Below are 19,212 nucleotides of genomic sequence, written 5' to 3' on the forward strand. Positions count from 1 at the left end.
TAGCCTTGCGGCTTATAGTTTTTGAGACCACGCTTTTGCTGCTTTTTCTATAAGCGTATAAGCATGTTCGAAGGCTTCTCTACTTTGTCTGTATGGATCAGGAATGTTTTTTTCACTTATCCATTGTCCAAACAGCATCGTTTTGCCTCGTGCCTCAGGAGCGACTTTGGTTAAGGCTTCTAAATGACCTTTTTCCATAACCAATATCAGATCGTATTGAGCGCAAAGCTCAGGTGTTAATTGTCGTGCTTCGTGTCCATCTAAGCTTACGCCATGTTCGTTCGCGATGGTGGTTGCCATATCATCAGCAGCTTTTCCTGTTAAATGACTTTTATCCACCGCGATTCCCGCTGACGCGACATGTTTGTTTGGTAGTAAAGACTGCAAAAGCCGCTCTCCTGTTGGAGAGCGGCAAATATTACCTACACAGACGACAAGAATATTAGAAAACAAATGCTTACCCTATTTTAAATTGTATGCCTATGATCCCAACTGAATTGCTTGCTTCTTTATATTGCACAATTGAGCTACGTAACTATTGAATGCGTACCGCAAGAGATAACTTTCTTGCGGCACGTCGTTTTTACGGCCAAGTGCGTACTCGTAGTACACCTTCGGTTAATTCGTTAAAGCCGGAAATGGTTGGAACAAGTTGAGCAATAACGCGGTTCCAACGGCTAACAGGCGCAGCTGTTACGTAGACTATGTCGTATGGGTTGAGATCAAACTCTGTTCCAATCACCAAAGCAGAAGCATCAGAAACATCTAACTGATAGATGTCCGCCATTTTAGCTTCTTCTTTTGAACGTCTGATGACGAAAACGCCAGTAGCATCGGCGGAGATTTCATTAATACCACCAACGCTACTTAGAGCCTCAGTAAGGCTCATACCGCTGCGATCAATTTTGAGTAGTTTTGGATCGTTAACTTCGCCCATAACAAATACTTTTTGTGCATCGTTACGGGGAATATGAACAATATCACCTGGCTTTAGAAGACGGTTTTGAGTTAAGTCGCCTTGTTGCATCAGAGCATACAAAGAGACATTTTCAACGACACCGTTTCGCGTCAGTGTTGCATTACGCCAATCGGCTTCGGCTGCCAGTCCGCCTGCTCTATTCACGGCATCAAGAAGTGTAAGAGGAATGTTTGTGATTGGTTGTTGCCCTGGCTTGTTCACTTCGCCAGTCACATAAGTCTTTTTAGAGCGAAATGCTGCAACGCTTACATCGACTTGCGGGCTCTCAATGTATTTTGCAAGACGGTTGGCAATGTCTGCACGAATTTGGCGAACGTTTTTACCTTCAACGTGTACAACGCCAATGTAAGGGTAGAAGATCGTGCCATCCGAATGCACCCAGTTACCTGCTTCGGCTGAACTACGATATGAGCCAGCTGGGATCGTGAGCTCTGGGTGGTCCCAAATAGTAATATTTAAGATATCACCAGGTCCTACTTCGTATTCATACTTGGCGATTTCAATATCTAACTCTGGATTTGGCTTTGAAAAAGGATCTATTGAATTTAAAGAGGTCACTCGCTCCAAAGTTAAAGGATAAACCGTAACCTGCGATTCTATATCACTCGATTCAGTGCTCATTACTGTTTTGTCACTGACCGAAAGGTGGCTACCAGGCAGAGTACACCCTGTAAGAAGGATAGGAAGTACTGATATCCCCAAAAATTTATTAAATGTGTTCATTGGTTTATAACTACCGAAAGAAAGTTTGCCGACTGAAATTGATTCATTCTAATTGAACTGCATTTCATCAATGTTGACGATTTACTGCAGTTTTAAGCCTTTAGAAAGCGAGTCCATTCAGAATTATTTGTGTAATAAACACTCCAAATGGCTGCTAGCGACTTAGAGCTCTTAGTTTCATTTATGAAGGTGAAAAATCTACCCCACAAAAATAGTCAACCATTATCCATCTGGTTGCAATAAAGGCAACTACATACTTAAAAAATACTTACGAATACATGACAAAATTATGTCTATTTAGCGTTATTGAGATGAATGCATGATTTTGCACATGTAAACAGGCAGGAATGTGAAAAAACTCATGCCAAAGTTGTATGCATCCTATTTACACCATATGCAACTGCCGTTATGCTTCCTGTTGCGGTCGGATATAACAACAAATATTGGAGCTAATTTTGAAAATCAAACTTTTAACGGCAAGTGTGGCTGCAGTCCTACTAGCAGGTTGTGGTAGTGACAGCGATCCTGAGGTAAAAACATACTCAGTACAGGCTTATGATCCAGCTGTTATCGGCATGGAAGTCTCTTACGACTGTGGTGGAGATTTAAAAGGTAAGGCTGATGAACTGACAACAAACTACAAAGGTATGGTTGGCTATGCGCGCATTAGTCACATAGACGTAGTTAGTGCTCCAAGTGAGTGTACTTTCACATTAAAGCACACTGATAAGAGTGTAGATGCATCTAATGGTAAACGTATTACAACTGATTACAAAATTCCAAAAGGTCTAGCGCAAGCAGATGCACCTGTAACAGGTTCACCGTTTACTACTCTAGTAACGGATACTTTGGAAGAAGGTGCAATTTACACGCCAGAGGTTGCAGAGCAAGTGTTTGCTGATTTAGGTCTTGATGTCAATGCGATGGGCGTTTCAGTTAATGATTTGCTTCGCAATACTGAAAGTGTAGTTAAGCAGTTAGATGAGAGTGGTGATGCTGCAACAAAAGCATTAGCGACTAAACTGGTTGCTACAGCGAATGTAGTTTCAGATGTCATTAAAGCGAACCCTACGGCTTCTCCGAAAGCAATTTCAGTAGCAGCCAAAGCTGTAACTGAAGAGGTAATTAAGAAGAACCCAAATTACCCTAAAAATGATTCTGGTGATGTTATTTACGTAGAGGTATCTGAAGAAGATACTAAAGATGTTGTTAACCAGGTTGAAAAAGAGATCGAAGCAGGAAAACCTGTAGATGATTTCAAACCGGTAGTGCCACCGATTCCAGATGCGAAGCCAGGCAAACCAGTTGATCCTGTTGATCCGCCATCAGGTGGTTCAGGCGGTAACTAATTAACTGTACTGATAATTAAAAGGCCTCTTCAGAGGCCTTTTTTGATCCTATTGTACTGTGTTCATCACCTTTTAGTGAGCCCTTTACTGTTTAAGTAAGGCAGGATGTGCGGACGTGATTCGCCAGCTAGTTTACTGGTGACTTCTTGTGACCAAGTGCTTTGTTTTTGATTGCTCGAACGGTTTGCATAGTAGTTTTGCATGGTTTGGTCATAAGCCTGAATATCATCCAAATTTAGGTCTTGATACTGATTTTCATGCACCACGACATGAGCAGGTAGACGTGGCTTAACTTCAGGGGCTTGATCTGGATGACCAAGACACATACCAAATAAAATGGCGGTATTTTTAGGTAAGCCTAATAACTCGTCGACTTTTTGAGCATTGTTTCGTAAGCCACCAATATACACGCCTCCTAGTCCCATAGACTCTGCCGCAAGTAAGCAGTTTTGTGCCATGATGCCAGAATCAACAGCACCGATAAGTGTTAACTCGGTGAAATCAGCTTGAACATCAGGATTGATGCTGGCGTGGCGCTGGTAATCAATGCAAAACACCAAAAACTCAGCAGCGCTTTCAACGTACCCTTGATTCCCCGCATATTGTGCCAATAGCGTACGCTTTTCTTTATCAGTCACGCGGATAATTGAGACGACTTGCAACATACTTGATGAAGACGCCGCAAGGCCAGCTTGTAGAATCGTTTCTAATTGTTCGCTCTCAATAGGTTGTGAGGTGAACTTTCGAATTGAGCGGTGATTGAGAATTGTTTGTATCGTACTGTTCATGGTGACTTAACATCCCCTGTTACATGTAAAGGCTGAAGCCTCACCTTAGCGATATTTAATGAGTCGGTAAACTATCTCAAAAGAAAAACAATGCTTAGCGCATAAGTGTGAAGATGAATAGAGAATACATCACTCGTTCTGCTTGAGAGCGTATATACTGTTTTTAGAATCAACAATTTAACTGCAGTGGAAAATATGAAAGAACTCATCGTTCATACAGTCACGGTGTTTATGGGCTTCTTTGCGATCATGAACCCCATCGCCAATATTCCTATCTTTTTGAGTTTAACGGCAGATGAGGATAAAGAAACCGTGCGTTCCATGGCGCTTCGTTCTGTTTTTATTGCATTTGTCATCATTGCGATATTTTCGATCGCCGGTAAATTAATTTTTGATTTGTTTGGTATCACGCTGTACGCCTTGCGAATAACGGGCGGTATCTTGGTGTTTTTGATCGGTTTTAATATGCTTCAAGGTGATTCGACGCATCAGAAAACTAAAGAGAAAGCGTATTCTCCAGCGCAGCAGCAGGCGGCGTTGAGCATCGCCGTTTCTCCACTTGCAATGCCGATATTAGCAGGGCCTGGAACGATTGCTACCGCGATGAACTTTGCTACGGCGGGTGGTTTTGATCAAACCATTATTACCATCGTTTCTTTTGCTGTGTTGTGTGTTATTACCTATATATTGTTTTTATTTGGAGACAAATTGGTCAAAGCAGTTGGACCGAGTGCTCTGAACGTCGTGACGAAAATGATGGGCTTAATCCTAGCGGTTATCGGTACTCAAATGTTTATTGATGGCGCGGGCGAAGCCTATAAAACTGTTTTCTCATAGGCGTCTCCATCTCGTCTAAATCCACAACTACATTTCTAGCTGGTGTGGATTTTTTGAACTTTAGTTTTCACTTTCTAAGAAAGAAATAAATAGACTTCACCTATTTCAATAATAAGAATATTCAATTGTTTTGATTGCACGAATTTCATTACTCTTTTGGCAAGAATAATGGGGGAAATATGGCAACAAAAGCAATTGTAGTGGAAGGTGGCGCGATGCGAGGTGTCTTCGCAAGCGGAGTGCTAGATGCGTTTTTAGAGCAGAGTTATAAACCGTTTGATTTTGCCATTGGTGTATCTGCTGGCGCATCAAACTTGATTGGTTATTTGACCGACTATCCGCATCGCAGCATTAATGTCATTACTAAGCTGGCAACGAGTAAACGCTTTTTTGATCCGACTCGATTCGTTAAAGGTGGAGACCTCATTGATGTGAAGTGGCTGTTTGAAGAGTCTAATCGTTTGTATCCCGTCGATGAAAATAAACTGTTTAATGGCATTCCTTTTCTGGCAGCGACGACGAATGTAGATACAGGACAGGCAGATTATTATCGCGTGACGCGTGATAATTTTCATCATGCGATTGAAGCGACAACAGCGTTACCCATTGCATACAAGCATACCCCTTGCTTTTCTGGAGGCTGCTATACCGATGGTGGGGTTGCAGATTCTATCCCAGTGCGTGAGGCTTATCGTCGCGGGGCTCGCGACATAACCGTTGTGCTTTCTCACCCGCTGAATTATGCCAAGAAGCCAGTAAAAACCACATGGCTGATGAAGAAGTTATTTGCCGAACATCCTAAAATGGCGGACGCGATGTTAAGACGTGCAGATAACTACAATCAATCGTTGGAATTTATTCGTAATCCTCCACCGGGAACGCATGTCAGAGTGATTGCACCACCAGATAATTTTCCTGTTCAGCGCTTATCAATGCGACAAACCGTCCTATTGGAAGGTTATGAAATGGGGCTGATTGAAGGGCGGGCTCATTTGGCTAATTTGTCAGGTGTTCATGGTTTAGATCGGGAAAACTGCCATTTTTGCGTTTGATAATGAAAGAGCCTCATAGCGAGGCTCTTTTTACTTAACGTTCAAAGGGCGATTTAGTTGACTTTATCCCAAGCCATTTCCCAGTGTGAACCTGTTCCTGGTTCGTATTGGTTTGCGCTTTCTTTCCACTGTACACAGTAACCAGAGTATGGGAAGGGTTTACATTGGTAAATGGCACCGTCGCTTGCAAGCACTTTTGTGCCCGCCGTGTAGCTAGATAGCCCTTCAGGAAAGACAAAATCGTACTCGCCAGATGGTGGTGGCGTTACTGACTCTTCTTTTAAGTGAAAGTCGAGCGTTTGCTGATCCACCAAGTTGCCATCTTTGTCTTTAATACGAGTCACGAGCATATGGTGACCAGGCTCTGATTTGGTTAAAGCGAGCGATACAGCCTCCACCGAGCCGTCTTTCATTTCGTCTGCCCAGCTTGCAAGTGGCTCACGGTGGTGATTGTACACGGTGAGTTCTGCGTTTAAATCGCCTTCAGCAGTTAGTGTCAGATCCAACGTTGTCGGTGTTGACTCAATGATATACTCGTCTGCTAAGCCATCTACTGTGAGTGAGTACTCTGGAGCGGGAGTTTCTATCTTGTAGCCGATTTCTACACGCTCAAGGCCGCTATTAGCTTGCAGATACACCGGATTAGTACCATAAACAGGAGTGAATTTATCCTCGGTATACTGTCCAGCTTGCAGTTTAGTTTGCTCTTGGTTGATCTTCGTTGCTAGAGCGTAAGACCAGTTTTTCGCTTTGCCCATGACTGCATCGGTAATTTCTAGCTCGGTTCGATAAGCTATGTTTTCACCCGCCTGATCAAATACGCGCGTATAAACCGAATCTCCAACATTTAAATCCATCGTCGGAATAATTTGACCGCCTTGCGTCCAATCTGGAATGACTGGACTGTCGCCATCAAATTTCACATCGGTCACGTTATAAAATGAAGCCGCTGTGTCGCCAACATCCCATACCGCCAGAATGACGTGATACCCCTCGCGCGTAGGCACATTACATTGATGGCTCACCTGTTTTGGAGGTTGAACCATATTGCCATCGACTACACAGAAAGGAGTCAGATCAAACGAGTCGCGTGATAGTGAGGCATTTGGGTTCCAATCAGGTTTGGTGATGTAATATTTCCAGTCACGCGTCACATGGTTAGCGGTAAATGTCCATTCAAAAGTCTGTGTACCTGATTGAATAGGACGTTTAACCCAGCGGTCGGCAGTTTGTTCATCAAGAGCGGCAGCTAGAGCGGTTTCAGCACTTGCTATTTTTCCATCGCGAGGCCCTGTTTGTGGAAAACCATCAGGACCTTCAACACTTTGTGGCTCGTATTGAATGGCACCGCAGTTATTATTTTTTTCGTTAGTATCAGGTGTTGGATACTTACATAGTGCCGCGCGACTTGCAGCGACACCATCATTGGTTTCTGATACGTAGCCGTGAGCCGCAGCACTTGAGCTAATGCTTGCAAGTGCTAATGCAAGTACGGATTTGGTTGGGAAGGATTTCATCACATGTCCTCTGTTATGGCTGACAAATTAATGTCACACCTCGGCGCATGCTGAGCATGAAGCAACGCTGCATGAATCCATACTTTGGATAATGTAGTGTTGCAACATGGCAACCCCGCTATCATGAGCATTACTTTTGATGATGGAATGCTGACAGACCGGAAGCTTTGCGTCCCACCCTTTCGAATGGTTTGCCGAAATGTGATTGAGCAGCCAAAATTTAGCTCAAGAATTTACATGTGGAAAAGTAAACGACACTGACATGGAATCATGTTCTCAAATTGAAAGGTAACGGTACGCCAACCTCATTGATATTGTGCTTTTTTGTTTCTAAGATATTGGTTTTGATGTTGTTTTTGTCTTTTTGATAGTTGGAGTGAATGAGTGATTGGTTGTTGGGTCGAAGGTAGGGAAGGGGCAGTATTAAGGATAGAAGAAGCACCGTTTAAAGGGCGGAATATACCGCCCTCTGAATCATGTTATTTAGGCATAATGACGGTATCAATAACATGAATGACGCCGTTTTTAGCTTTCACATCGGTTGCCATTACATTTGCATCGTTGACCATGACTTTGTCGCCCATGGTTTTAATCATCACGTCTTGCCCCTGAACCGTAGTTGCTTTGTCCAGCTTAACAACATCGGCAGCCATTACTTTCCCTGGGACGACGTGATAAGTCAAAATGGATACTAACTTGTCTTTGTTTTCCGGCATTAAGAGCATATCGATTGTACCGTCAGGCAGTTTTGCAAAAGCGTCATCCGTTGGTGCAAAAACAGTAAATGGGCCTTCTCCTTTGAGTGTATCGAATAGATCAGCCGCTTTCACTGCAGCGACAAGTGTATTGAAAGAGCCGTTTTCAGTGGCAACGTCGACAATATCACCCTTCATCATGCCATGCTCATGAGCCTTGACGGGAAGCATAAAAGATAAAGTCGCCATCAATGTAGCCGTGATAACCAAGATACGTTTAAACATAATGTGTTCCTTACGAGTTGGGGGTACAACGGTTTCCCTAGAGAATGTCTTCGTTTGTACGCATCTAAATGAAAAGATGATCAACGAGCCCTGCTTTCTTTCGATGGCCTCACGTGTCGCGTTAAAATCCGTTTGCCTTCTTGTTTTACATCGGCCCGTTTCCGCCATGCCCATAGACGCTCCCTTGCGTCTTTAGCTGCGCTATTTAGGTCGACAATAGGCGCTAGGTAACGGCTATCCGGTTTCAAGTGGTACATGACGGTTTCCATCTGTGTCATTGTCCAGGGCTCGAACAATAGTGGGGTGGGGACCATTTGCAATTCAGGCACCCATTTATAGATGAACGCGCCATCAGGGTCATGTTCTTGGGCTTGCTTAACCGGGTTGTAAATCCGGATTGTATTGGTCCCAGTTACCCCGGCTTGCATTTGGAATTGTGGGTAATGAATACCAGGCTCAAAGTCGAGGAATAGTTGCGCTAAATGCGTCACGCCAGTTCGCCAATCCATGTTCATGTGATGAGTGAGAAAACTAACCAGCATGGCACGCATGCGAAAGTTTATATAGCCAGTCTGATGCAAACAGCGCATACAGGCATCGATCAAAGGTATGCCAGTATATCCAGATTTCCATGCTGCTAACTTTTCTTCATCGAAAGTGCTACTTTGTTTAATCAACGATTCGTAAGCCCGGTTAACACAGTAAAACTCCATGTCGTATTCCGACTCGAATTTCTGTATGAAATGGCAGTGCCAATGCAGCCGTGAAGACAACGCAATTAAGCTGCGACGAAACCCAACAACTTGCCAGTGTTTCAATAGGTACTGATAAACTTCACGCAAGGATATATTACCCCAAGCGAGGTATGGAGAAAGGCGAGTACAGGCTGTACGTGAGGCTGTGGGACTAGAAATGCTTCGATAGTAATCACGACCTCGACGATTGAAAAAGTCCTCCAGTGTTTTCCAAGCGAGTTGGCTTCCTCCCGTTTGCATTCCTTTGCATTTTGATAGCCAGGATGAAGGTGGCGAAAACGCGCAGCCGAGTGATTCTGCATCCAATGAATGCAACAAGTTGGTCTGCAGATCAAGAGGGCTTATGGAGGATCTCATGACCAAATCCCAATGTTTGTCCCAACCCTGCCGGTCTTTTGCTCCTCTAATAACAGCACCGTGCTCGAACTCAAACCACGTGATGTTCTGCTCATGCAGCCAGTCGGCAATTTGCTTATCGCGCTCAAAGGTGCAGTTGAGCCCTATTTCCTGATGAGAAAACACAGCGTTGATTTGATATTGCATTTGAATTGATTGAAAACATGCTAAGGCATCGCCAAACAGAACCGTGATGCGGTGTCCATAGGCTTTGAGCGTCTCATTCATGTCTTGCAATGATTGCCAAACAAATCGCCAGTGACGCTCAGAATAGTGAGGGTTGTTTAACAGCAACGGTTCAACAATATATAAAAGTACCGTTGGGTGCTTTGACGACAATGCTTGTGTTAAGGGCTGGTGGTCAGTCAGTCTTAAATCTCGCTTTAACCACACGACATTGATTGTTTGCATCGGAATCCTCTTTGTTTCCGATGTTGTACGCAAATGATCCGAAGAGATCTCACCTAATGATCGGTTTTGTTCATTAAAACGTAGAGGTTGCTCACAAGGAGGTGAGATATGTCGATACCACTGAGTAAGTTAGAAAAGTTCTTCTACGTAGATAAATTGATCATTCACTCGCTTGATCTCGCATTGTATCAAGCATCTGTCGTAGTTGATGGGAAAGCGCAATTCATCACTGACGACAACGGTATCTTTTTGAGGGCTCATTCCCTTATCGAGATGCAAAAGAAGTGCAAGAATATCAAAGCAAATAAGCAGGTTTTAGTACATCAAAGTGCTTATGATGAGATGGTGGGGCTACCCGAAGGCAAAAGAGACAATCAACTAGAGGTTTTGGTGAGAGATACAAAATTGTATTGAAAGAGTGTTGGTGCATAGTAAAAGCGAGCCACCTTACGGCAGCTCGCTTAAAATAGAATTAGGGTCGAGCTTAGTCTTGTTTACGCTGAGCGTCTTTTTGTGCATACTTAGCGGCACGTCGAGCTTCTCTTTGCTTGGCACTTTCGCCACCAACATGCTGCTCGCCTCGTTGTTCTGCAAGAACAATTTGTTTTTCACGTTCGCGGAATCGAGCAATTTGTTCTTCTGAGTGTGTGCCGTGACATTTCGGACAGCTCACGCCTTGCTCGAACATTTCTGACTGTTTGTCTTCTTCAGTGATCGGTAGACGACAAGCGTTACATAAATCGTAATCTGCTTTTTCTAGCTGGTGGTTGACTGCAACACGACCGTCAAACACATAACAATCGCCTTCCCACATACTCTCTTCCTCTGGTACCTCTTCAAGGTACTTTAGAATGCCGCCTTCTAAGTGGTAGACCTCATCAAAGCCCTGTTCTTTCATGTAAGCAGTTGATTTCTCACAGCGGATACCACCGGTACAGAACATCGCCACTTTCTTATGCTTTTCCGGGTCCATGTTTTCTTTTACATAGTCTGGGAATTCACGAAAGGTTTCAGTATTTGGGTTTACAGCGCCTTTGAATGTGCCGATCTCGATTTCGTAATCATTACGTGTATCGACAACAAACACTTCAGGATCAGCAATAAGATCGTTCCACTCTTGAGGTTTCACGTAAGTACCCACTACGTGGCGAGGGTCTATGCCTTCAACACCTAATGTTACGATCTCTTTTTTCAGTTTCACTTTGGTGCGATTGAATGGCTGGGTCTCAGAGTACGACTCTTTGTATACGGTGCCTGTCAAACGAGGCTCGTTGTTTAGCCACTCCAGTAGCGTATCAATACCTGCACGATCAGAGGCAACAGTGCCGTTGATGCCCTCACTTGCCAGCAGTAATGTTCCGCGAATATGGTGTTTTTCCATCAACGCAAGTAATGGCTCGCGTAGTTCTTGATAGTTATTCAGCTCAACAAACTTGTACAGCGCACAAACTACATACTGACTCATGAGGTTTCCTTTAAAAATACAGCTGGTCAACGACCTTAAAATTTTAGCGGCACGAAGTATACCTGACTAAATTAGTCGGAAATACGGACAAATTATATGGATATTATGAGTAGGCGGGGCCTGGCGGTCTTTGATAGGGGGAGCATGTCCGCAGGTGAAGCCGCTATGTGTTCAAATTATAAGCATTAATTGTAGAGAACAAGGTAAGTTGAACTCGACACTTTTGGTTTAAATTTGTACTGTGACTCCTTCTTCGGCTCTTCATTAAAGTTGTGCGCAAGAGCCACAAAATAATAATCGGATCAGTTGGCAAGGAAAGGACATGCAGCAGTTTTATATCAGGCGGCTGAGGGAAGAAGATGCTCCCTTGCTCAAACAATTACTCGTTGAACTCGATACATCGCACTATGAAGCTGAACCGAACTTCTATCGTCCACCCAAGGAATTGGCGCAACTAAGAGAATCATATAGCACCTTCGAAAAGTATTTTGACGGGAGCGTGAGCGCTTTTATTGCTTGCTCGCAAAGAAAGGTCGTCGGTTTTATCTCTGGTTCGGTTCGTAACGTTCAGTCGCTGATTTCACCAGAAAAACGCGTTGGCTTTATTAATGAGCTTATTGTTTCAGAGAACCATCGAAACTTAGGAATAGGTTTATCGCTGATGGATAAGATGGAAAGTGATTTGTGTGCTCAAGGAATAGAAGAAATCGGCTTAACCGTGGCGTCATTTAACCATGAAGGTGAGGATTTCTATCATAAAATGGGCTACCGGGTGATGACGAAACGTATGACCAAGCGCGTAAGAGATTCGTAAAAACAAGATGGTAGGAATGAAACGCCTCTTACCTCTAGAAGAGGCGTTTTTATAGTATTTATTTCAAATTAGCGGCGGTTTGATTCCCCATCGCAATTAACTTATCTAAAACGCGCTCACCGTCGGCACGTAAACCGTTGTGCTCGTACTCGTTAGTGATCCACGCTTTTGAGTTTGGGATTAACGCGAGCGTTTCTCGGCTGATATCCATTTCCACAAACATATCATCGGCGTAAACGGCGCAACTGACAGGCACTTTGTTTTGAGCCAGTTGTGTTTGATCGTACAGCGCAGTCCAATCTTCTTTCGCGGCCAATATTTCAGCGGCATCTTTTAGTGGCTTGAGGTTGACGTATTGATCGAACATCCATGGGAAGACCATTTCCCCCGTAAAGTAAAATGGCTTGCCAGGTTCATAATTAAACTCTGGTCGGGTTTGGCGAACACGGTGTGCACTCCAATTTGACGCAAAGCCTTGGCAATAAATCGATTCATGCAAAATGGCGTAAATCGGGTTGGTTTGGAAGTTTTGCTGCGCCAACATATCGTTCAAGAACTCATAACGAAGTTGTTGTTTGCCGTTCACTTCAATCAATGCACTTTCTAGCCAGTAATAAGTTGGCAAGAAGGTATCACTGACACCAAAGTTAATCCCAATTTGTTGGAACTGTTCGACAGTAAAACGCTGACCATTTGGCAGAAACTCTTCTTGCTCCAATAAGTGATTGGCAATGTTTTGGCAAAGTTGCTGTGCATTGGGAAATTGTTGGAAGAACGCTTGGTTTTTCTCCATGGTGCGTTTGAAGGTGGCTTCATACACATCGTCGGCATGACGCGAGACTGATGGCACGCCACCTGTGATGTAGCTTTGTAGCAAGCTGTCTGGGAACAAAGACAAATAGGTGAGGGAGCAAAATCCACCAAAGCTTTGACCTAAGATCGCCCATTTTTCGACGCCAAATTGCTCACGAATGTATTCCGCGTCGCGCACGATGTTATCCGCTCGGAAGTGGCTTAAGTACTCGGCCTGTTGTTGCGGCGTGAAATGAGCCAGAGTCTGATGATTAACCATCGAACTATTGCCCGTACCGCGCTGGTCGAGAAGCAAAACTCGGTACTCTTGCAGCGCGCGTTTTACCCAGCCGTTATTGCCGTTTTGACGCGGAGAGGGAAAGCCTGGCCCGCCCTGAAAGTAAACCAACCAAGGTTTGGTCGATTCTTCATCGCCAACTAGGCAAACCGCACGAGCGAAGACTTCAATGGTGCCTTTACTCACGTTTTGGTAATCCAGAGGAACGGTAAAACTGTGGGGAGTGTAATGCAATCCTGCGTCGATAAATGATTGAGCGTTCATTGTTATCTTTATTTCCTTATTGATGGGTAGCGCTACTTTACTGCGAATGGCGTGAAGAACCAATGCTATTTCCAAATCGCTTCGTCAGTTCTATACCTTGGTCAAATCAATGTAAGTTCAAGAAAATGAAACGATTAGCGACTGGTGCAACTGGTTGAGTGAGCTATGCTCAATAGAGTTGCGACAAAGTGAGAGCATGGAGGAAGTCGGATGAAAGTGTCACTGGCTCGATGGATTATTGTGACTTGTTTAATAAGCGTACCTACTTTTGCCGTTGTTACGCCCAACCCACCTCAATTAAAGGCGAAAGGTTACGTATTAATGGACTTTCAATCCGGTGCCATTATTGCCGAGCATAACGGGCGAGCAGGCCTTGCTCCGGCTAGTTTAACCAAGTTGATGACCGCTTACGTCGTTGGACAAGAAATCAAAGCGGGGCGTTTGAAATGGGATGATGTTGTCACCGTGAGCGAAAACGCGTGGTCGGCCAAGTTTCCCGGATCTTCTAAAATGTTCATCAAACCGAAAGATGAAATTAGTGTTGCGAACTTAATGCGCGGTGTGATCATCCAATCGGGTAATGACGCGTGCGTTGCACTGGCTGAGCACGTAGCTGGCAGTGAACGCGGCTTTGTCGCCTTGATGAATGGTTGGGCTGAGAAGTTAGGGCTGCAAGACACTTATTTTGTAAACTCCCATGGTCTCGATAGTGAAGGCATCCAAACCTCACCCACCGATATGGCAAAACTCATGCAGTCGATCATCAACGATGTTCCCGCTGTGTATGCGCTATATAGTGAGAAAGTCTTCAAGTGGAACGACATTACGCAGTACAACCGCAATAAATTACTGTGGGACAATTCCATTGACGTCGACGGGGGCAAAACCGGTTACACCAGCAATGCGGGATACAGTTTGGTGAGCTCCGCCAAAGAAGGGAAAATGCGGTTGATTTCGGTAGTGATGGGCACGCCAAGTAAACAGGCTCGAACGAGCCAATCCAAGAATTTGCTCAGTTATGGTTTTCGTTTTTATGACACCAAACAAGTTGCCAAACAAGGGCAGGTTGAGTCTAAAGTTCGCGTTTGGAAGGGAAATGCCAATCAAGTTGAGGCGATCTTCGCTAATGATGCCTATCTCACTCTGCCTCGTTCAATGACGGCTGGGCTTGATAAGAGTGTGGTGTTAAATGAACCATTGATTGCACCGATCGCGCAAGGGGATGAGATTGGTAAGGTCGTTTGGAAAAGCGATGACAGTACCGTGGCGAGTTATCCCTTAGTCAGCAGCCAAGCGGTAGAAGAGGGCTCGTGGTTCGCTCAGCTTTGGGACAGTCTGGTGCTGTGGGTGAAATCGTTCTTTAACTAGAATAAAAACTAGAGAAGTGTCTTTCTGCATTCTTTGGTTGATGACCGCCCAGCTAAACGCTGGGCGGTGTCTTATTTAACGGTTTATTCCGACAAGGTGATGATTGGTAAATCGTCCCAAATCTTACTTTCATCCGATGCGCCACCGGAGAAGTTCCAAGGGCCTTTGTTTTGTTCTAGCGGACGGTAAGTTGCCGAAAGGCCGTCTAAGTCCCAAGTCGTCACATAGAATCGAATGCCATCCAGTGAATCAGGTCGACCCAGCGCGTCACTCGCAAAGTCCATCGAAATAGTGTTATTGGCTTTGTCTACTGTCACTGTTGGTGCTGGCGTGACCGCTTCTCCCCATGTCGTCGCATTTGCTCCTTTGGTTTTGTAAATCGAGCTTTGCCAGCCAAAAACAACCGCATTACGACTCCAGGTTCCGCTTGGCATAGAAGCGTTGATCTTCGGTAGCTCAGACAAGTTAGTTGCGGCTTCTTCAGGTAAATCAATAAAGATGGTGAAACCCACGTGGTCGAAGCCGTTTGGTGGCAACCAAGTGTCGGTGATGTTGTCCATGGTGAAGGTCAAACGTACGTTACTGCCAACGGTAAACACCTCTGCTTTGTTGATTGCGAGTTGGCTGTTGTCTTTGTCGAACGTTGGATCGGTTGGTAATGAGTAGTTACCGTTAGGACCGCCAGTGCCGTCTTGCGCATCACCTGCGTCATCAATGGTGTCATCCGGCGTGTTTGACCAGTTTAGGTTCGAGACAAAACTCACGTCCTCGATGCCTGCTTTTTTCTCGGTGGAATAAATCGCGAAGCGGTGCTGTTGCTCGCCAATCGCAAAATGACGAGTCGACAGCGTGACGCTAAACTGACCATCAGCGCCTACAGTAATGGTTTGCGCTGTTTCCAAGTTACCATCGATGACGAGGTTCAACTTCTCGTTGGCGTTAGCAGTACCAGCAATCACGATGTCATCTGTGATGGTTTGCCCTTCCCAATCCTGCGCTAGTTGGATGTTGAGGTCTGGTGTATCTACCGATTGGGTGTCGTTAGTTTTCGAGTAAATCACGGCAGATTTGGCTGGTAGCTCAAGGGTTACGTGACCGTTTTCATCTGCGATTAGCTTCTCCGGAGCGTCTGCCCAGTTCGACATGATTTGTTGTTGGAAAACAGTGCCGCCCGCTTGCTCTACATCGAGTTGGTTCATCAACATCGGGGAATTCGATGTGTTCATTACCACTAAGACTTCGTCGTTATCCAACGTTCGGGTAAAAGCGAACACACCGGCGCCGGCTTTATCGCTGCCAATCACTTTCATTTCGCCGCGTGTCATGACTTTGTTTTCGGTACGTAACTTAGCAAGCTCTTGGATGAACAAGTACATCTCGCTGTTTTGGTCGAATGAGTCTACGTAGTCGCCGTCTTCACGGTAGCCGCCAGCAAACATCGCATCGCGCGCCGCTGACATCGCCTGTTCTGTACCTTGGTAAATCACAGGAATACCCGGCACGCTCATCATGGTGATCAGTGCTTGTTTCATGTCATTCACGCTACCTTGCGACAGAAAACGCGGCATGTCGTGATTATCAATGAAGTTCGGCATGATGTATGGATTTGGGAACATCTCCATCATTTTCTCAAGACGGAAACGTAAATAGTCGGTCGGTTGTCCTGATGCAAATACGCGCGTCATGGTCGCTTGCAATGGGAAGTTCAGTACCGAGGTTAGCTGTTTCGGTGAGCCACTTTCACCGATGTAAGTCAGCATCTTCTCTTCGCCTTCGGTGTTGTATGGCGTAGATGTTTCGAATACTTCACCAAAAGTGAGGAAGTTGTCACGACCGGTATCAACCGCTTGCGTCATCACACCATCGTCGGCGTGTAGGAAATCGTTCCAGAAATCGTGTTCAACAAACTTCACCGTATCGATACGGAATCCGTCGACGCCGACTTCGCGAATCCATTTTCGGTAGCTCTCTTTTAGATAAGCGCGTACTTCAGGACCGGACGTATTAAGGTCATCCAAATCAGAGAGCTGCCAGGTTTTTTCTTGTACCGGATCGTTGTGGTCGGTGATGGTTGGCGTCCAGTGGTAGCTGCCTGTGCCGTCTGTTTTACACTCGTTCATGTTGAGGGGGTACGGCAGCTCTTGCCCGGCGGGTAGTGCATTTTTAATCAAACGGAAGCCTTGGCAAGGTAGGCTTGGATCATAACTGTAAGGATCATCGTAGGTAAAGAAGTTGCCTACATGGTTGGTCACGATGTCCTGAATTAAGAACATGTTACGCGCATGCACTTCGCGTGCTAACGCTTGGTAGCTTTCCATGTCACCAAAGTGTTTATCCACTTTTTGGAAATCGCGCGCCCAGTACCCGTGGTAGCCGCCGTAGTTTTGCTCTGCATCCCACCATTGGTTAGCAACTGGCGGAGTAATCCAGATCGATGTGGCACCGAGATCTTCGATGTAGCTTAACTTATCACTCACACCAACGAGGTCGCCGCCGCTGAATTTTTTATCCGAAGTCGGATCGAATTCGTTTTGCCCTTGCTCATTAAGAGCGCTGTCGCCGTCGTTAAAACGGTCGATCATCAGGAAGTAAATGATTTGATCTTGCCAATCAGGAGATGCCACGTGGCTGCCTGTATCGATTGGTGTGGTTTCGTCGCTTCCACAGCCAGAAAGAGCAAGAGCGATCGCTAAAGGAAGTATTTTTATTTTATTCATTGGGTTAGGTAGAGTTTCAAACACAGTTTTTGCCTCCGTTATGCAGCAATGCAGAAACGATAAAGCAAAGGTTTGAAATTGAGGGTGTCATTTCACGCCAAAAAAGACGTGAAATGATGTCACGAAGCGGCGACTTTGATCTGACCGACAGTTTTAATTGAGCGGTTGCACAATAGGATATTGTATCGGGTAATGCTCTTTCGCGAGCTCGTTGTCGGATTCATCATAAAGGCGGAAACGGCACTGCTTTGCAGTTTGAGTGAGCGATAATTGCAGCACCCAACAAGCATAATGTAGCGAGTGTTTGGTCAAGCGCATTGCGTGAGGTGTGGGGTCATCATCGACGTAACAGTCAATCCTCGCAACGTTTTCAAGTCGGCATGCCAGTTCGATAAAGAGCGTGTATTGCGCCCCAATGTTAATAAGCTGCCGAGTCGGGACAATGTATTCCGTTGCGCCAATTAAAAGCCCTTTAGAAACCACATAGTCACGCTGGTGGTTATTCTCAATGTAACGTTCCCCATCGACTTCATAACACAGGCGAAAGGTAAGGGGATGCGCTACCGGAAGTTCGGTCGTTGCCCAGAGTTCGGTGCCATGACTTAAAAAACGCTCGAAGAAGGCGGGGTAGCGCCGCCATGCGCCATCACGGTCACGGCATTCTACCGAGACCACTTTCTCAAACGCAATATTGTCCACTTCCATCCAGATTTTGCCGACAGGTTGGTCGATGTGGTTATCGTCGAAGGTATTGGCTTTGGCGTAGTACAAGCGGATCGGTTGCTGATTTAGCTGAGTTCGGTTATCCAAACATTGTTGGCGATACTGCATGGGTGAAAACGGATACCAACGACGAAAAGTGCGGTGAAAGTTCGATGGTTCTTCGTAACCAAGTTGATAGGCGATTTGCTGCGTCGTGAGTTGGGTGTCGGCGAGCAAAGTGAGTGCTTGCTTTCTTTTAGCGAAATCAACGCATTGAGAGTAGCTCATTTGTTTTTCTTGTAGTCGACGTTGCAAGGTGCGTTTGGAGACGCCCAGTTGCCTTGCCGCTTGCTCTAACTTGAGCGCGTAATTGCTGTTTTTGATGAACAAGGCGTTCAAAACACTCAGCAATTCTGGTTGTTCAATTGGCTGGTGAGAAAGCAGCAAATAAACATGTTTCACCAAGTCAAACACGCTTGAACTCGTTTTAGAATCTCGCGTTTCCCCTAGAAAAATATCGGCCGCGAGTGGATTGTTGGCGTGAACCTGTACCTGTATTGATTCGCTTAGCTCAAGCATTTCCAACTGCATTTTGAGCAAGCCAAACACCGACTCCGCCCAATTTGGCATATCGGCCGTTCTGCATTCTACTTGCAGATGGATTTGGGCATCACCATGTTGAAATGTGACGTACAAACGGCGGTCGAATAATGAAACACTTTTACTCCACCACAGCAGGCCTTCTTGGAGGTCAGGCGCTTCCTTCAACATCATGCATTGCAAGGCAACCAACTTCTCAATGTGCCAATATTCGCCGGCAATTCTCAGGTGATTGTGACCGAGCTTTTTACACAGAAAGGATGTAATAACGTTATCTTGAGGCTGCATGAGTTGAGTTTGGTTGCGAGCAAACAAGCATTATTGCCGAAAAGATGAAGAAGTTCAGTGAGAACGCTCAAAGCCTTTCTTATCGTTTTATTTTCAAATTTATTTTGAAAATGTTTT

General features: G+C 45.2%; 16 protein-coding genes and 1 riboswitch. Of the genes, 6 read left to right on the forward strand and 10 right to left on the reverse strand.

Annotated features, from left to right (window positions below; translation table 11 throughout):
- Window positions 1–12: 12 nt before the first annotated feature.
- Window positions 13–453: an arsenate reductase/protein-tyrosine-phosphatase family protein gene (locus tag VEA_RS20585; RefSeq protein ID WP_031780663.1), complete on the reverse strand. Its 441-nt coding sequence runs from the start codon at window positions 451–453 to the stop codon at window positions 13–15.
- 130 nt (window positions 454–583) lie between these two features.
- On the reverse strand, window positions 584–1,702 hold the full coding sequence (locus tag VEA_RS20590; RefSeq protein ID WP_006740798.1) for a polysaccharide export protein: 1,119 nt from the start codon (window positions 1,700–1,702) through the stop codon (window positions 584–586).
- A gap of 455 nt (window positions 1,703–2,157) precedes the next feature.
- Here VEA_RS20590 and VEA_RS20595 point away from each other — a divergent pair, with 455 nt between their 5' ends.
- The gene (locus VEA_RS20595; RefSeq protein WP_006740797.1) at window positions 2,158–3,051 is read left to right on the forward strand and encodes a hypothetical protein; all 894 of its coding nucleotides are present in this window, start codon (window positions 2,158–2,160) and stop codon (window positions 3,049–3,051) included.
- Between the two features lie 65 nt (window positions 3,052–3,116).
- Here VEA_RS20595 and nfsA read toward each other — a convergent pair whose 3' ends face one another.
- The gene (gene nfsA / locus VEA_RS20600; RefSeq protein ID WP_006740796.1) at window positions 3,117–3,839 is read right to left on the reverse strand and encodes an oxygen-insensitive NADPH nitroreductase; all 723 of its coding nucleotides are present in this window, start codon (window positions 3,837–3,839) and stop codon (window positions 3,117–3,119) included.
- A 195-nt stretch (window positions 3,840–4,034) separates the two neighbouring features.
- Here nfsA and VEA_RS20605 point away from each other — a divergent pair, with 195 nt between their 5' ends.
- Together VEA_RS20605 and VEA_RS20610 are read left to right on the forward strand one after the other, a co-directional pair.
- A complete protein-coding gene (locus tag VEA_RS20605) occupies window positions 4,035–4,676 on the forward strand; it encodes a MarC family protein (protein ID WP_005397799.1) in 642 nt (213 codons plus the stop codon).
- A gap of 179 nt (window positions 4,677–4,855) precedes the next feature.
- Window positions 4,856–5,728: a patatin-like phospholipase family protein gene (locus VEA_RS20610; RefSeq protein WP_005397800.1), complete on the forward strand. Its 873-nt coding sequence runs from the start codon at window positions 4,856–4,858 to the stop codon at window positions 5,726–5,728.
- Between the two features lie 53 nt (window positions 5,729–5,781).
- On the opposite strand, the gene gbpA is transcribed toward VEA_RS20610, so the two are convergent.
- From gbpA to VEA_RS20625, 3 genes are all read right to left on the reverse strand, one after another.
- Complete coding sequence (gbpA, locus tag VEA_RS20615; protein ID WP_012842416.1) at window positions 5,782–7,245, reverse strand: N-acetylglucosamine-binding protein GbpA; 1,464 nt, start codon at window positions 7,243–7,245, stop codon at window positions 5,782–5,784.
- A gap of 105 nt (window positions 7,246–7,350) precedes the next feature.
- Window positions 7,351–7,451, reverse strand: a riboswitch (cyclic di-GMP riboswitch).
- Between the two features lie 273 nt (window positions 7,452–7,724).
- Window positions 7,725–8,225: a fasciclin domain-containing protein gene (locus VEA_RS20620; RefSeq protein WP_006740794.1), complete on the reverse strand. Its 501-nt coding sequence runs from the start codon at window positions 8,223–8,225 to the stop codon at window positions 7,725–7,727.
- A gap of 80 nt (window positions 8,226–8,305) precedes the next feature.
- Entirely contained in the window at window positions 8,306–9,787 is a 1,482-nt protein-coding gene (locus tag VEA_RS20625) for a cryptochrome/deoxyribodipyrimidine photo-lyase family protein (RefSeq protein WP_006740793.1), read from the reverse strand.
- Window positions 9,788–9,895: 108 nt separating this feature from the next.
- Between VEA_RS20625 and VEA_RS20630 the strand changes: the two genes are divergently transcribed.
- On the forward strand, window positions 9,896–10,201 hold the full coding sequence (locus VEA_RS20630; protein WP_006740792.1) for a DUF6482 family protein: 306 nt from the start codon (window positions 9,896–9,898) through the stop codon (window positions 10,199–10,201).
- A gap of 70 nt (window positions 10,202–10,271) precedes the next feature.
- Here VEA_RS20630 and trhO read toward each other — a convergent pair whose 3' ends face one another.
- Complete coding sequence (gene trhO / locus VEA_RS20635; protein WP_006740791.1) at window positions 10,272–11,252, reverse strand: oxygen-dependent tRNA uridine(34) hydroxylase TrhO; 981 nt, start codon at window positions 11,250–11,252, stop codon at window positions 10,272–10,274.
- Window positions 11,253–11,574: 322 nt separating this feature from the next.
- On the opposite strand from trhO, the gene VEA_RS20640 reads away from it, so the two are divergent.
- Window positions 11,575–12,066: a GNAT family N-acetyltransferase gene (locus VEA_RS20640; RefSeq protein WP_006740790.1), complete on the forward strand. Its 492-nt coding sequence runs from the start codon at window positions 11,575–11,577 to the stop codon at window positions 12,064–12,066.
- Between the two features lie 58 nt (window positions 12,067–12,124).
- On the opposite strand, the gene VEA_RS20645 is transcribed toward VEA_RS20640, so the two are convergent.
- The gene (locus VEA_RS20645) at window positions 12,125–13,420 is read right to left on the reverse strand and encodes an alpha/beta fold hydrolase (protein WP_006740789.1); all 1,296 of its coding nucleotides are present in this window, start codon (window positions 13,418–13,420) and stop codon (window positions 12,125–12,127) included.
- A gap of 210 nt (window positions 13,421–13,630) precedes the next feature.
- Between VEA_RS20645 and VEA_RS20650 the strand changes: the two genes are divergently transcribed.
- Window positions 13,631–14,788, forward strand: a complete 1,158-nt coding sequence (locus VEA_RS20650) for a D-alanyl-D-alanine carboxypeptidase family protein (RefSeq protein WP_006740788.1) — start codon at window positions 13,631–13,633, stop codon at window positions 14,786–14,788.
- A gap of 83 nt (window positions 14,789–14,871) precedes the next feature.
- Here the strand turns inward: VEA_RS20650 and VEA_RS20655 are convergent, their stop codons facing one another.
- Both VEA_RS20655 and VEA_RS20660 read right to left on the reverse strand, forming a co-directional pair.
- Window positions 14,872–17,529 (reverse strand): alpha-amylase family glycosyl hydrolase, encoded by a 2,658-nt coding sequence (locus VEA_RS20655; protein WP_006740787.1) that lies wholly within the window; start codon window positions 17,527–17,529, stop codon window positions 14,872–14,874.
- Window positions 17,530–17,658: 129 nt separating this feature from the next.
- Complete coding sequence (locus VEA_RS20660) at window positions 17,659–19,122, reverse strand: helix-turn-helix domain-containing protein (RefSeq protein ID WP_006740786.1); 1,464 nt, start codon at window positions 19,120–19,122, stop codon at window positions 17,659–17,661.
- Between the last annotated feature and the right edge of the window lie 90 nt (window positions 19,123–19,212).

Source organism: Vibrio antiquarius (genome assembly GCF_000024825.1).
Classification (GTDB): domain Bacteria; phylum Pseudomonadota; class Gammaproteobacteria; order Enterobacterales; family Vibrionaceae; genus Vibrio; species Vibrio diabolicus.

Bases quoted from the DNA above. Each gene is read 5' to 3' on its own strand.
- VEA_RS20590 (WP_006740798.1), bottom strand. From the start codon at position 1,702: ATGAACACATTTAATAAATTTTTGGGGATATCAGTACTTCCTATCCTT.
- nfsA (WP_006740796.1), bottom strand. From the start codon at position 3,839: ATGAACAGTACGATACAAACAATTCTCAATCACCGCTCAATTCGAAAG.
- VEA_RS20605 (WP_005397799.1), top strand. From the start codon at position 4,035: ATGAAAGAACTCATCGTTCATACAGTCACGGTGTTTATGGGCTTCTTT.
- VEA_RS20610 (WP_005397800.1), top strand. From the start codon at position 4,856: ATGGCAACAAAAGCAATTGTAGTGGAAGGTGGCGCGATGCGAGGTGTC.
- gbpA (WP_012842416.1), bottom strand. From the start codon at position 7,245: ATGAAATCCTTCCCAACCAAATCCGTACTTGCATTAGCACTTGCAAGC.
- VEA_RS20620 (WP_006740794.1), bottom strand. From the start codon at position 8,225: ATGTTTAAACGTATCTTGGTTATCACGGCTACATTGATGGCGACTTTA.
- VEA_RS20625 (WP_006740793.1), bottom strand. From the start codon at position 9,787: ATGCAAACAATCAATGTCGTGTGGTTAAAGCGAGATTTAAGACTGACT.
- VEA_RS20630 (WP_006740792.1), top strand. From the start codon at position 9,896: ATGTCGATACCACTGAGTAAGTTAGAAAAGTTCTTCTACGTAGATAAA.
- trhO (WP_006740791.1), bottom strand. From the start codon at position 11,252: ATGAGTCAGTATGTAGTTTGTGCGCTGTACAAGTTTGTTGAGCTGAAT.
- VEA_RS20640 (WP_006740790.1), top strand. From the start codon at position 11,575: ATGCAGCAGTTTTATATCAGGCGGCTGAGGGAAGAAGATGCTCCCTTG.
- VEA_RS20645 (WP_006740789.1), bottom strand. From the start codon at position 13,420: ATGAACGCTCAATCATTTATCGACGCAGGATTGCATTACACTCCCCAC.
- VEA_RS20650 (WP_006740788.1), top strand. From the start codon at position 13,631: ATGAAAGTGTCACTGGCTCGATGGATTATTGTGACTTGTTTAATAAGC.